This is a genomic window from Curtobacterium phoenicis, assembly GCF_047238015.1.
Classification (GTDB): domain Bacteria; phylum Actinomycetota; class Actinomycetes; order Actinomycetales; family Microbacteriaceae; genus Curtobacterium.
Window position 1 is genome coordinate 2823670 of record NZ_JBDFLZ010000002.1, and the last position, 13869, is coordinate 2837538.

11 protein-coding genes are annotated in these 13869 nt (G+C 71.8%); all 11 read right to left on the reverse strand.

Annotation, left to right across the window (positions count from 1 at the left end):
• Window positions 1-79: 79 nt before the first annotated feature.
• The 11 genes from ABC270_RS13435 to ABC270_RS13485 all read right to left on the reverse strand — a co-directional run bounded on the left by ABC270_RS13435 (window position 80) and on the right by ABC270_RS13485 (window position 13792).
• Window positions 80-1120, reverse strand: a complete 1041-nt coding sequence (locus tag ABC270_RS13435; protein ID WP_412881253.1) for an LLM class flavin-dependent oxidoreductase — start codon at window positions 1118-1120, stop codon at window positions 80-82.
• A gap of 193 nt (window positions 1121-1313) precedes the next feature.
• Window positions 1314-1940 (reverse strand): thymidine kinase, encoded by a 627-nt coding sequence (locus ABC270_RS13440; RefSeq protein ID WP_412881254.1) that lies wholly within the window; start codon window positions 1938-1940, stop codon window positions 1314-1316.
• Window positions 1940-2641, reverse strand: coding sequence for a response regulator transcription factor (locus tag ABC270_RS13445; RefSeq protein WP_242863021.1), 702 nt, complete (start codon window positions 2639-2641; stop codon window positions 1940-1942). The genes ABC270_RS13440 and ABC270_RS13445 overlap by 1 nt, the downstream gene beginning before the upstream one ends.
• Window positions 2628-3764, reverse strand: a complete 1137-nt coding sequence (locus ABC270_RS13450) for a hypothetical protein (RefSeq protein ID WP_412881255.1) — start codon at window positions 3762-3764, stop codon at window positions 2628-2630. The genes ABC270_RS13445 and ABC270_RS13450 overlap by 14 nt, the downstream gene beginning before the upstream one ends.
• Entirely contained in the window at window positions 3761-5008 is a 1248-nt protein-coding gene (locus tag ABC270_RS13455; RefSeq protein ID WP_412881256.1) for a sensor histidine kinase, read from the reverse strand. The genes ABC270_RS13450 and ABC270_RS13455 overlap by 4 nt, the downstream gene beginning before the upstream one ends.
• 127 nt (window positions 5009-5135) lie before the next feature.
• Entirely contained in the window at window positions 5136-6218 is a 1083-nt protein-coding gene (locus ABC270_RS13460) for an Rv2578c family radical SAM protein (RefSeq protein WP_412881257.1), read from the reverse strand.
• Between the two features lie 49 nt (window positions 6219-6267).
• On the reverse strand, window positions 6268-7755 hold the full coding sequence (locus tag ABC270_RS13465; RefSeq protein WP_412881258.1) for a malate:quinone oxidoreductase: 1488 nt from the start codon (window positions 7753-7755) through the stop codon (window positions 6268-6270).
• Between the two features lie 116 nt (window positions 7756-7871).
• Entirely contained in the window at window positions 7872-8924 is a 1053-nt protein-coding gene (locus ABC270_RS13470; RefSeq protein ID WP_412881259.1) for an aspartate-semialdehyde dehydrogenase, read from the reverse strand.
• Between the two features lie 26 nt (window positions 8925-8950).
• Window positions 8951-10216 (reverse strand): aspartate kinase, encoded by a 1266-nt coding sequence (locus ABC270_RS13475; RefSeq protein ID WP_412881260.1) that lies wholly within the window; start codon window positions 10214-10216, stop codon window positions 8951-8953.
• Between the two features lie 118 nt (window positions 10217-10334).
• Window positions 10335-10934 carry a recombination mediator RecR gene (gene recR, locus ABC270_RS13480; RefSeq protein WP_058725994.1) on the reverse strand — a complete coding sequence of 200 codons (600 nt, stop codon included), beginning with the start codon at window positions 10932-10934 and terminating at the stop codon, window positions 10335-10337.
• Window positions 10934-13792, reverse strand: a complete 2859-nt coding sequence (locus ABC270_RS13485; RefSeq protein WP_412881261.1) for a DNA polymerase III subunit gamma and tau — start codon at window positions 13790-13792, stop codon at window positions 10934-10936. The genes recR and ABC270_RS13485 overlap by 1 nt, the downstream gene beginning before the upstream one ends.
• Window positions 13793-13869: the final 77 nt, after the last annotated feature.

A 13869-nucleotide genomic window follows, 5' to 3' on the forward strand; every position in this document is an offset into this window, starting at 1 on the left:
ACCGAGGACGACGACGCCCGTCGAGACTCCAGAATCCTGGAACCTCGACGGGCGTCCCCGACGAGCGAGCGCCGCGGGCTCAGGCGACCGCAGCGGCCGCCCGCACGAGCCGCCCCTCGGCGTGCAACCGCGCCACGACGTCGAGCGCCTGGTGCCGGTACCGCGCCTGCGCAGCCCCCGGTGCGACGATGACGCCGTTCGCTCCCGTGGACTCGACGAGCGCGTTGATCTTCGCCGCGACCTCGTCCGCGTTGCCGTACGCCTGCCGGGCCGTGCGGGCCTCGATGAACCGACGCTCGAGGTCCGAGAACTCGTACGCGCGGGCCTCCTCCATCGACACCGGCTCGGGCTTCGCGCCCTGCCGCATGCGGATGAACGAGATCATCCCCGGGGCCGACTGCTCGGCGATCACCGCGGGGTCCTCGTCGGTGACGACCTGCACGCCGATGAGCGCGTTCGGCTCGGACCGGAAGCGCGAGGGGCGGAACGAGTCACGGTAGAGGGCGAGCGCCGCCTCGGTGTTGTCGGAGGCGAAGTGGTGGGCGAAGGCGAACGAGACGCCGAGGGCGCCGGCGACCTGGGCGCTGTAGCCGGAGGAGCCGAGCAGCCAGAACTCGGGGACGTCGCCGTACCCGGGCACGGCGCGGATGCGCGACAGCGGGTTCTCGGCGTCCATGCCGGTGAAGAACCCGATGAGGTCCGCGAGCTGCTGCGGGAAGTCGTCGACGTCGAGACGGTCGGTGCGCCGCAGGGCCATCGCGGTGGCGCCGTCGGTCCCCGGGGCGCGCCCGATGCCGAGGTCCACGCGGTCACCGTAGAGCGCACGCAGTGTCCCGAACTGCTCCGCGATCACGAGCGGTGCGTGGTTCGGCAGCATCACTCCCCCGGATCCGATGCGGATGGTCGACGTCGCGGCACCCACCGCGCTCAGCAGCACCGCCGGCGCGGAGGACGTGATCCCCGGCATCCCGTGGTGCTCGGCGACCCAGATGCGCTCGTAGCCGAGCCGCTCCGCGTGCACCGCCATGTCGATCGAGCCCTGCAGGGCATCGGTGTTGGACTGGCCGTACTCGCGGGTGGCCAGGTCGAGGACGGACAGGTGCACGGATGCGTCGCTCATGTGGTCGCCAACGCTGCCCGGCCCGCGTGCATTCCGGATCACACGACGGCCTGGAGGCGCGTGGCGGGCCCGCACCGCGCCTCCCGGCCGTCAGGTGGTGACCGGCCGTCACGTCGTGACCGGCCGTCACGTGGCGACCGGCCGTCACGTGGCGACCGGCCGTCCGGTGGTGACCGGCCGCAGGCGGCGACCGTCAGTCGCCGTCGAGGTGCCCGCCGGACTCGGTGAGGTAGCAGTTGGCGCAGAGGGACTTGTAGGTGACGTCCTCGCCGTCGATGGCGACCTGCGACCCGTCGAAGACGAACCGCCCGTCGATCAGCCGTGCGTTGAAGACCGCCTTGCGGCCGCACCGGCAGATCGTCTTGAGTTCCTCGAGCGAATGCGCGATCTCGAGCAGCCGCGCACTGCCGGGGAACGCCTCCGTGCGGAAGTCGGTGCGGATGCCGTAGGCGAGCACCGGGATGCCGTCGAGAACCGCGATGCGGAGGAGGTCGTCGACCTGTTTCGGCGTCAGGAACTGCGCCTCGTCGACCAGCACGCAACTGACTGGCCGGACCATGCCGTCGAGCCGCGCCGACTCCGGATCGGCTGCTCCCGCGGCGGAGACGGCAGCGCGGACGTCGTCCGCCGGGGCGAACACGACGTCCACCGTCCGGGTGACGCCGAGCCGGGAGACGATCTCGTGGTCACCCTTGGTGTCCACCGCCGGCTTGGCGAGTAGGACCCGTTGGCCGCGCTCCTCGTAGTTGTAGGCCGCCTGCAGCAGCCCGGTGCTCTTGCCGCTGTTCATCGCGCCGTAGCGGAAGTAGAGCTTCGCCACTACGCGAGGAACCCGTCCTCCGCCGCGCGACGGATGAGGTCGGACTTCTTCGACGCGGGACGCCCGACCTTGCTGTACTTCTCGCGCACGCGTCGCAGGTAGGTCTTCGCGGTCTCGTACTGCACGTTCATCTGTGCGGCGACCTCGTTGGTGGAGTAGCCGGACACGTACAGGCGCAGGGCCTCTTCCTCGCCGTGGCTGAGCTTCGGGCGCTGGTGTGCGTTCGCCCCGGTCGGCAGCGGCCGCCAGTCGCGCTGCGGCGGCGTCTCGCGGGCGACCCCCATGATCTCGCGGGCGACGTCCATGACCTCGCGCATGGGCAGCGACTTCGACAGGAACGCCGCCGCTCCGGCGGCGAGGGCGCGGTCGCGGGACTCGCGGCTGTCGACGCTGGAGAGGACGATCACCTTCGCCCCGGCGGCGCGGCAGGTGCGGACGCGAGCCTCGATCGACACGGGCTCCTTGAGCTGGAAGTCGAGGAACACGAGGTCGGTCGGGAAGCTGTCGCTGTGGACCATCTCGAGCCAGGTGTGCGCGGTGAGGGCCAGGTCGAAGTCGAAGGCGTTGACGGCGATCCAGCTCGACAGCGAGTCGAGCAGCACCTCGTGGTCGTCGAGGATGGCCAACCGCACCCGGCGGGTCCCCGGGGTCGGGAGGACGGGACCGCCCTCCGAAAGCCGGTTCGGGTCAGTGCTGGTCATACGAGAACCTTAGTGCGAGGGCGGATGGTCGGACCGCGACGTCGAGGTCGGGGAACGTGACGCGGAGGACGGCGAGGTACGGATCGAACGTGCGGTGGATCCCGATGTCAGAGTCCGCGACGACGACGTCGACGGCGACCTCGACCCGGTTCCCCCGTGTCGGACGGGCCCGCACGACGAGGCCGGCCGGATCGACGGCGGCGGCACGGAGCGTCGCGCGCAGGAACGTCCGGACGACCGTCCGCTGGTCGACGTCGAGCGTCGCGAGCAGCCCGTCGGGATCGTCCACGACGGACCGCTCGCCGCCCTCGGTCCGGATCGCGTACTCGAACCAGGTCCGGTCGGCATCCGCGACCATGCCACGGCGCAGGCCGTCGGCGATGGCTCGCGCCCGGGCCCGGTCGACGTCGGTGATGACGTCGCGGGTGCGGAGCTCGGCGAAGAACGGTGCGACCTCGTCGTCGAGGACGGTCGACCGGTCCTGCTGCACGCTCGCCGCGATGCCGTCCTGCTCGGCACGTTCGACCGAGTAGGAGCCGGCGCGGATCTGCACCCGCTCGGCGAGCCCGGAGAACGTCGACGCGAACACCGCGGACGCCCCGGTCAGCACGAGGGTCGGCGCCGCGGCCAGGAACGCCGCGACCGCCACCGGTACCTGGTGCGGGAACACCGCGGCCGCCACACCCCAGGTCACGCCGTTCACCACGGCGAGCACGAATCCACCGGTCGCGAGGTCCGTCCACGGCCGGTACGGCGCCGTCATCACGATGCCGGTCGCCGTGAGCAGGCACATGAAGTCGTTGAGGGCGTTGCGGTCGGGCCCCCACTGCGCCGCGACACTCGTCACCGAGGCGGCCGCGAGCAGCGCCACGTGTGCCACGTACGCGCCCCGGGTGAACGGCGCGCGGAACGGACTGGAGGCGGCGATCACCACCGTCGCCGACGCCGCGACCAGCAGCACCGTGAGCGCACTCAGGCCGGCGCTCCCGACGACGTCACGGTCGAAGAGCGACACCAGCAGCGCCCACAGCGTCCCCGCGGCACCGATCAGCACCGCGAACGGTCGCGATCCCATGGCGCCGAGCGGGTCGTACTGCTGGGCGGTCCGGCGCGGGGCCGTCACCGGGCACGCTCCGGTTCGTCGTCCTCGACCGAGCGCGCTGCCGTCGCTCCGAGGTCAGCCGGCCCCGCCACCGGGACCGTCATCATGACGCTCGTCCCAGCCCCCGGCGACGACCACACCTGCACGGAACCACCGACCCGCTCGATGCGCTGCCGGACCGAGCCGCGGAGCCCCATGCGGTCGGCGGCGGTCGCCGACTCGTCGAACCCGCGTCCGTCGTCGACGACCATCACGGTGGTCGACGCGCCGTCGTCGAACACGCTCACCTCGGCCGTGTCCACGCCGGCGTGCTTGCGGACGTTGGCGAGGCACTGTCCGACCGCCCGCACGAGGGCGTCGAGCGTGCGCTCGTCGAGGCGCGCGAGGGACGACTGCTCGCCGGTCATCGCGATCTCGAGGCCGCGATCGCGCTCGTCCTCGAGCAGCCGCTCGAACGCGCTGACCCGGGTACCGGGGCCGTCGACCGCCGACTCGTCGTCGACGCCCGGCGTCGGCAGCCAGGATCGCCCGGTCAGGACGGCGAGGTCGGCGTCCACCGTCCGGACGAGCTGACGGTCCATCGGGCCGTCCGGGGCGAGCGCGATGGCCCCGAGGTGGTTGAGGACCGTGTCGTGCAGGATCGCCGCAGCCTCGGCCTCGACGCCCGCGCGGTAGGCGGAGACGTGCTCCTCACGCGCGGACCGCAGGAGCTCGGGCTGGACGCGCGTCGACCGAGCGGTGGCGCGGCTGGTGAACAGCACGAGGGCGACCACGAACGCGAGGGTCACCCACGCCAGCACCAGCGGGTGCGGGGTGCCGCCGGTCTGCACGAGCGCGACGAGGGCAGCCCCGCGACCGACGAGGAAGCCGCCGACCGACCAGAGCACCACCCGCCCGGGCACCGCGCCCGCGCCGCCGACGAGCACGAGCGGGATCACCGCGAGGGACAGCAGGTAGGACGCCACCCAGGGCACGTCGACCTCGCGTTGCACGACCGTGGCGAACCACCACACGCACACGCCGCCGACGACGAGGAACGCGACGGCCGATCGCCACGTGCCGAACTGCACGTGCACGCCGATCATCCCGAGCATGGGCACGAGCGCGAGCACGGCCCCGATCACCCGTGCGCCCGGGTCGCTCGCGCCGAGCAGCAGGAGCGCGATCGCCGCCGCGGCGATCGACCCGACGGCAGCCGCGTGGAAGGCGCGCACGGTCGACCAGGCATTCACGCGCGGCGCGAGGTGCGTGGGGATGCCGAGCACGGGCGGGTCGTCCTTCCGGGTAGGTCTCGCCGCCGTCCGTGTACCCCGAAACGAGGTTGCGACAGCGACCCGCCCGATGATACCGGCCCGCTCCGACATCGGGTGTCCCCCGAACGCGGAGCGGATGTCAGAACAACGTCGGCGATGTCCGGGTCACGGTACGCCGCTCCGCGAAGTCCGGTGCTGCCCGCTTGAGCGGCATCACACGCGTGCGGTCGACGCTGTGTCCCATCGATCCGGTGGTCGGGTCGACCGTGCCGAGACCGACCCCGTGCGCGCGCAGGATCGGCCGGATCCGCTCCCCCAACCAGCGTCGGTAGTCCTTCGGCGCGTACGTGTTGTCGAGGTACATCGACCGGTAGCGCTCGACCAGGTCCGGGCGGTGCTGCCGCAACCAGGCTGCCCACCACGGCTTCACCCCGGGGCGCAGGTGCAGCGCCGAGTACATGATGCTCGTCGCACCGGCCGCGACGGCACGACCGACCGCCTCGTCGAGGTGCGCCTTCGTGTCCGTGATGTACGGCAGCACGGGCATGAGGAACACGGCACAGTCGAGCCCGGCGTCCCGGATCGCGCGGACCGTGGCCAGGCGCGCCGCCGTGGTCGGCGTCCCCGACTCGACCGACTGCTGGAGGTCGTCGTCGTACACCGCGATCGACATCGCCAGGTCGACGGGCACCCGCTCGGCCGCGGCGGCGAGGAGCGGCAGGTCACGGCGCAGCAGCGTCCCCTTCGTCAGGATGCTGAACGGGGTGCCGGCGTCGGCCAACGCCTCGATCACACCGGGCATCAGGCGGTAGCGGCCCTCAGCACGCTGGTACGGGTCGGTGTTCGTGCCGAGGGCGACCGGGTGCCCTTCCCACGTGGGCTTGGCGAGCTCGCGCCGCAGGACCTCCGCCACGTTGGTCTTCACGACGATCTGCTGGTCGAAGTCCGCGCCGCCGTCGAACTCCAGGTACGTGTGCGTCGGGCGCGCGAAGCAGTACACGCACGCGTGACTGCACCCGCGGTACGGGTTGATCGTCCACCCGTACGTCCCGTCGCCGTCGGCACTCGGCACGCGGTTCAGGGCGCTCTTCGCCAGGACCTCGTGGAACGTGACCCCGGCGAACTCCGGCGTCGTCACGCTCCGGACGAACCCGCTGTTCGACTCCATGCCCGGAAGTGCGTCGTCCTGCGACGCGTCGATCGCCTGTCCGCTCCACCGCATGCCGCCATTCGAACACACGTTCGAACAGTGCGCAAGCCGCGGCGCCTGCTCAGTGGTGCAGGCCGAGCACCCTCGCGGTGCGCTCCAGCGTCTCGTCCGCGAGCTGCGGGTCGTCGCCGAGGTCCTTCCCGTAGGTCGGGACCATCTGCTGGACGACAGGCTGCCAGCCGGCCCAACGGTCCGGGAAGCAGCGCTCGAGGAGCTTGAGCATGATCGGCACGGCCGTGGACGCTCCGGGGCTCGCGCCGAGGAGTCCGGCGATCGAGCCGTCGGCCGCGGTGATGACCTCGGTGCCGAACTGCAGCACGCCGCCCTTCTCCTCGTCGGGCTTGATGACCTGGACGCGCTGTCCAGCCGTGATGCGGTGCCAGTTCTCCGGCTGCGCGGTCGGCATGAAGTCGCGGAGGGCGTCGAACTTCGTCTGCTTCGAGGCGAGCAGCTGGCCGACGAGGTACCGGACGAGGTCGAAGTTCGAGAACGCCACGCTCAGCATCGGGCGGAGGTTGTGCGGCCGGATGCTCTTGAACAGGTCCAGCACGGACCCCTGCTTGAGAAACTTCGGGCTGAACCCGGCGTACGGGCCGAACATGAGCGATGCGCTGCCGTCGACGATGCGGGTGTCGAGGTGCGGCACCGACATCGGGGGCGCTCCCACGCTCGCCTTGCCGTAGACCTTCGCAGAGTGCTTCTGCACGACCTCGGGGTCGTCAGTGCGGAGGAACTCCCCCGACACCGGGAAGCCGCCGTACCCGCGGATCTCCGGGATGCCGGACTTCTGCAGGAGGTGCAGTGCCCCGCCCCCGGCACCGACGAAGACGAACTTCGCGGCGATGCGCTGCTTCGACCGACCGATCTCGTTCCGGACGTCGAGCACCCACCCCTCGCTGATCTTCGAACGGGTGATCTTCGTCACCTCGTGCGAGGACTCGAACTCGACGCCGTCCACCTCGAGCTGGTCGAAGAGCTGCCGGGTGAGCGAGCCGAAGTCCACGTCCGACCCGGCCGCGGAGTACGTCGCCGCGATGGGCTGGTCCTTCTTGCGGCCCGGGATGAGCGCAGGTGCCCACTGCCGGATCTGCGCGGGATCGTCCGAGTACTCGATCCCGGCGAACAGCGGATGGTCCTTCAGCGCCTCGTACCGCTTGCGCATGTACTCGACGTTCTCGGCACCCCACACGAAGGAGATGTGCGGCGTCGGGTTGATGAAGTTCGACGGCTCCGGCAGCGCGCCCTGCTCGACGAGGAACGACCAGAACTGCCGCGAGACCTGGAACTGCTCGTTGACGCCGACGGCCTTGCTGATGTCGACGCGCCCGTCGGCCAGCTCGGGCGTGTAGTTCAGCTCGCAGAGGGCGGAGTGCCCCGTCCCGGCGTTGTTCCACGGGTTCGAGGACTCCTGCGCGACACTGCCCAGGCGCTCGTACACGCGGATCTTCCAGCTCGGCTCCAGCCGGTGGATGATGGCGCCGAGCGTGGCGCTCATGATGCCACCCCCGACCAGGACGACGTCGATCGGATCCACCTGCTTCACTGCCACCCGTCGATCCTACCGTCGAGCGGTGGGAGCGGGGTGACCCCGTGACGGCCGGGAGGCACGGTGCGGGCTGGCACCGTGCCTCCCGTCCGGCCGTGGTCCGTCCGGATCGGCCGTCCCTAGGCGGCGACGGCGCGACGGGCGACGATCGCCTCGGCGATCTGCACCGCGTTGAGCGCGGCGCCCTTGCGGAGGTTGTCGTTGCTGACGAACAACGCCAGGCCGTGCCCCTCCGGCGCGGACTGGTCGGCGCGGATGCGGCCGACGAACGAGGGGTCCTGACCGGCGGCCTGCAGCGGCGTCGGGACGTCCGACAGCTCGACGCCGGGTGCGCTCGCGAGGATCTCGGTCGCGCGCTCGGGCGACAGCGGCCGGTCGAACTCGGCGTTCACCGAGATGGAGTGGCCGGTGAACACAGGGACGCGGACGCAGGTACCGGCGACGAGGAGGTCGGGCAGCTCGAGGATCTTGCGGCTCTCGTTGCGGAGCTTCTTCTCCTCGTCGGTCTCGCCGAGACCGTCCTCGACGATGCTGCCTGCGAGCGGGACGACGTCGAACGCGATCGGGCGGACGTACTTGACCGGGTCGGGGAAGGTGACGGCGGCGCCGTCGTGCGTGAGCTGCGCGGTGTCCTGCTCGAGCGCGGCGCGCGCCTGGCCGAGCAGTTCCTCGACCCCGGCGAGGCCCGAGCCCGAGACGGCCTGGTAGGTCGTCGCGACGAGGCGACGGAGGCCGGCCTCGGCATCGAGGACCTTCAGGACGGGCATGATCGCCATCGTCGTGCAGTTCGGGTTCGCGATGATGCCCTTCGGGGCGTCGTCGATCGCGTGCGGGTTGACCTCGCTGACGACGAGCGGGACGTCAGGGTCCATGCGCCAGGCGCTGGAGTTGTCCACGACGACGGCACCGGCGGCGGCGAACTTCGGCGCGAGGGCGCGGGATGCCGTGGCGCCGGCCGAGAAGAGCGCGATGTCGATGCCCGACGGGTCCGCGGTCTCGGAGTCCTCGACGACGATCTGCTCGCCGCGGAACGGGAGCGTGGTGCCGGCGGAGCGGGCGCTCGCGAAGAAGCGGACGCGGTCGGCGGGGAACGCGCGCTCCTCGAGCAGGCGACGCATGACCGCGCCGACCTGCCCGGTGGCGCCGACGACGGCGACGGTGGGGTTGCTCATGTGGTGCTCCTGGTGGCTCTGCGGGCTCAGCGGCCGGTGCCGGCGTAGACGACGGCTTCGGTCTCACCGTCGAGGCCGAACGCCTCGTGCACGACCCGGACGGCGTCGTTGAGGGTGTCGGCGCGGGTGACGACCGAGATCCGGATCTCCGACGTCGAGATCATCTCGATGTTGATCGAGGCCTCGTGCAGCGCCCGGAACAGCTGGGCCGAGACGCCGGCGTTCGTGCGCATCCCGGCGCCGACGAGGGCGAGCTTGCCGATCTGGTCGTCGTACTGGATGCTCTCGTAGCCGATGTCGGCCTTCGCCACCTCGAGGGCGGTCAGGACGCCCTGCCCCTGGTCCTTCGGGAGGGTGAACGAGATGTCCGTCCGGCCCGTGACCGCCTCGGACACGTTCTGCACGATCATGTCGATGTTCGCGCCGGCGCGGGCCACGATCGTGAAGATCTCGGCGGCCTTGCCGGGGGTGTCGGGCACGCCGACGACGGTGATCTTGCCCTCGGAGAGGTCTCCGGCGATGCCGGTGATGATCGGTTCTTCCACGGTTTCCCCCTCTGCAGGGTTGTAGACGATGGTGCCCTCGGCGTTGGAGAACGAGGAGCGGACGTGCAGGGTGACGCCGTGCCGACGGGCGTACTCGACGGCACGGATGTAGAGGACCTTCGCGCCGGACGCCGCGAGCTCGAGCATCTCCTCGCTCGTGATGCGGTCGACCTTCCGGGCCCGCGGCACGACGCGGGGGTCGGCGGTGAAGATGCCGTCGACGTCCGTGTAGATCTCGCAGACGTCCGCGTCGAGGGCTGCTGCGAGCGCGACGGCCGTGGTGTCCGAGCCGCCCCGGCCGAGCGTGGTGATCTCGCCCGTCGTGCGGTTGAAGCCCTGGAACCCGGCGACGATCGCGACGTGCCCGGCGTCGAGTGCCTCACGCACGCGCTTCGGCGTGACGTCGACGATGCGGGCCTTGCCGTGCTGCGCGTCGGTGAGCATGCCCGCCTGGCTGCCCGTGTACGACGACGCCTCGACTCCGAGGCTCTTGATCGCCATCGCGAGCAGCGCCATCGAGATGCGCTCCCCCGCCGTGAGGAGCATGTCGAGTTCGCGTCCGGCGGGGATGGGTGTCACCGAGTGGGCGAGGTCGACGAGTTCGTCGGTGGTGTCGCCCATCGCGGACACGGCCACGACGACGTCGTTGCCAGCCTTCTTCGTCTGGACGATCCGCTTCGCCACGCGCTTGATGCTCTCGGCGTCCGCGACGGACGATCCACCGAACTTCTGCACGATCAAGGCCACGGGTTGGTACTCCTGGGGACGGGGCGGACGCGCGGAGCGCGCGGTTCCGACAATCGTAGAGGGTGTTTCGTGGATGTTGCGTCGGGGCGGGCCTCGACGCAACGATCCTGCGCGGGGGTCAGCCGCCGACGAGGCGCCGGCCTTCGAACGCGCGGCCGAGGGTGACCTCGTCGGCGTACTCGAGGTCGCCGCCGACCGGGAGCCCGGACGCCAGACGGGTGGTCCGGATGCCCATCGGCACGAGGAGGCGGCTGAGGTACGTCGCCGTCGCCTCTCCCTCGAGGTTCGGGTCGGTGGCGATGATGACCTCGTCGACGGTGCCGTCCGCCAGGCGGGTCATCAGCTGCTGGATCCGGAGGTCGTCCGGCCCGACGCCGTCGATCGGGCTGATGGCGCCGCCGAGCACGTGGTACAGCCCGCGGAACTCCCGCGTCCGTTCGATGGCCGCGACGTCCTTCGCTTCCTCGACGACGCAGATGACGCTCGGGGACCGTCTCGGGTCACGGCAGATGCTGCACTGCACGTTCTCGGTGACGTTGCCGCAGACCTCGCAGAACCGGACCTTCTCCTTGACCTCGGCGAGGAGCTCGGACAGCCGCGTCGGGTCGAACGACTCGGTCTGGAGGATGTGGAACGCGATGCGCTGCGCCGACTTCGGACCGATGCCGGGCAGGCGGCCGAACTCGTCGATGAGGTCCTGGACGATGCCGTCGTACATCAGGCACCGTCCTCGTGGAGGGCGGTCTCCTCGATGAACTGCGCACCGAGGATCTCGCGGACGACGGCCTCGCCGTAGCGGCCGGCGACGGCGGTGCGGCGGACCTGCGGGGCGGGGGGCGGAGCGGTGCGTGCGGCCTGCTGCGGCACGGCCTGGTCCGGCGCTCGCTGCTGCTGCGTCGGGACGGTGGCGCGCTGTCCAGGTCCACCGATCGGGGCGCCGTACCCCGGATCCGGGAAGGGCGCGCCGTCGTCGTACGGTTCGTCGTCGAGCGGGTAGTCGTCCACCGGCACGTCGGTCGACGGCGTCGCGGTCGGGCTCGGCGCGGCGGCGCTCGGAGCGCGCCCAGCGGTCGGTGCAGCGTCATCGGCCGGTGCAGCCTCGGCGGTCGGTGCGGCCTCGTCCGTCGTGGCCGGCTCGACACCGGTGGCAGACGACGGAGCGGCACGGGGCGCCGGTGCCGAGAAGGACGACGCGGGGCGGAGCTGCGCGGCGAGCGCTGCGTCAGCCGCGGGGTCTGCTGGGCGCTGCGGTTCTGCCGGCGCCACCGGCTCGTTCGGGTCGGTCTGGCCGAACGGGGCGCCCCACGTCGGCTGGACCGACTCGGGGACGACGCCGGAGGTCGGGTCCGTCGTCGGGATCGCGGCGACCGCCCACTGGGTGACGGGTGCACTCGGTTCGGCCGGCTGCTGCGTCGGTCCTGGCCGGCGCTCCTGCTGCTGCGGCTGCCGTTCCTGCTGCTGCGGCTGCCGTTCCTGCTGCTGCGGCTGCCGTTCCTGCTGCTGCGGCTGTCGTTCCTGCTGCCGCTGCGGCTCCCGCGGCTCCTGGAGTTCCGAGGCCGGACGCTGCTGCTCGGGCGCAGGACGTTGCTGCCGCTGCGGTTCCGAGGCCGGCCCCTGCTGCTCGGGCGCCGGACGCTGCGGGGCTCCGGCCGCGGCCGGCCCCCGCGCGACGAACTTCACGCGGATGCCGAGCACGTCCACGATCGCGGCTCGGAGCAGCTCGCTCACGCTGGCCGACGGGTCGGACATCTCCTTGAAGGACGCGACGTCCTGCTGGCTCGGGAACGTCAGGGTCAGCACGTCGTCCCGCAGCGCCGTCACCTGGGCGGTCACGACGACGGACCACGCCGAACGCTTGGCACGCTGCACGTGCTCGACGACCTGCGGCCATGCGTCACGCATCTGCTGGAAGCCGACGACACCGACCGGCTGCACCGCGGGTTCGTCGCCGACGGCCGTCCCCTGCCCGGTGGACGAGGAGCTCACGGGCTCCGAGGGCCGTTCGGACTGCGGCGCGGCTGCGGACGACGGACCCGGGGCCTGCGACGGGCTCGGTGCGCTCGGCACCGCTGCTGCCCAGGAAGCGGCGGCGTCACGGGCTGCGGTGCCCGGCGCGGGCGATGACTCCTGCCCCGGAGCGGCGACGGACGACGCGGGCGCACCGGCGGAGCGCCCGGGCTGCGCCGGACCACCGGAGGCAGGCGCGGAAGCGGTCGATACGGGAGCACCCGGAGCGACGGCGGCCGGGGCGGTGAGCGCCGGGGCGGTGGCGACCGGGGCGTCGGGCGCGGCCTGGCGCGCGGGGGACGTCGTCGATGCCTGGGTCGGCGTCGGAGCAGCGGGGGCCTGGCCTCGGCTCGACTCTGCACCGCCGGCAGCCCGCACGGGCTCGGCCTGGTGCCCACCGGCGTCACCGACACCGATCCGTCGCTCGAGCCGCTCGACCCGGGCGAGTGCACCGCGCTGGGTGTCGTCGCTCTCCGGCACGAGGATGCGCGCCGTCATCAGCTCGAGGTGCAGACGGGGCGAGGTCGCGCCGGTCATCTCGGAGAGCGCCCGGTTCGCGATGTCGGCCGCCCGGGAGAGTCCGGTGGCGCCGAACACGCCGGCCTGCCGGGTCATCGTGTCGAGCTCTTCCGGCGACACCCCGCGGAGCACGGCGGCCGCGCTCTCGTTCGTGGCGGCGACGACGATGAGGTCACGGAGACGCTCGAGCAGGTCCTCCACGAAGCGCCGCGGGTCCTGCCCGGTCTGCACCACGCGGTCGACCGCGGCGAACGCGGACGCCGGGTCGGCCACAGCGAGCGCGTCCACGACGTCGTCGAGGAGCGCGGCGTCGGTGTAGCCGAGCAGTGCGACAGCGCGTTCGTAGGCGATCGCACCGTCCTCGCTGCCCGCGATGAGCTGGTCGAGCAGCGACAGGGTGTCGCGGACCGATCCCCCGCCGGCACGCACGACGAGCGGCAGCACGCCGGGAGCCACCGACACGGACTCCTGCTGGCAGAGCTGCTCGACGTACTCGAGCATCGCGGCGGGCGGCACGAGTCGGAACGGGTAGTGGTGGGTCCGGGAGCGGATGGTGCCGATGACCTTCTCGGGCTCGGTCGTCGCGAAGATGAACTTCACGTGCTCCGGCGGTTCCTCGACCAGCTTGAGCAGGGCGTTGAAGCCCTGCGGCGTGACCATGTGGGCCTCGTCGAGGATGAAGATCTTGTAGCGGTCGCGGGCGGGGGCGAACACCGCACGGTCGCGGAGGTCGCGCGCGTCGTCGACGCCGTTGTGGCTCGCCGCGTCGATCTCGATGACGTCGAGCGACCCGCCGCCGCCGCGGGCGAGCTCGACGCAGCTCGGGCACACGCCGCACGGCGTGTCGGTCGGCCCCTCGGCGCAGTTCAGGCAGCGCGCGAGGATCCGCGCCGACGTCGTCTTGCCACAGCCGCGGGGGCCGCTGAAGAGGTAGGCGTGGTTGACCCGGTTCGTCCGCAGCGCGGTGCGCAGCGGATCGGTGACCTGGGACTGCCCGATCAGCTCGGCGAAGTTCTCGGGCCGGTAACGGCGATACAGGGCGGTGACCACGCGACCAAGGGTAGTCGGCACCGCCGACACCACCAGCCGTCTCCACAGGACCCGGCCGACCGACGGACGGGAGGCAC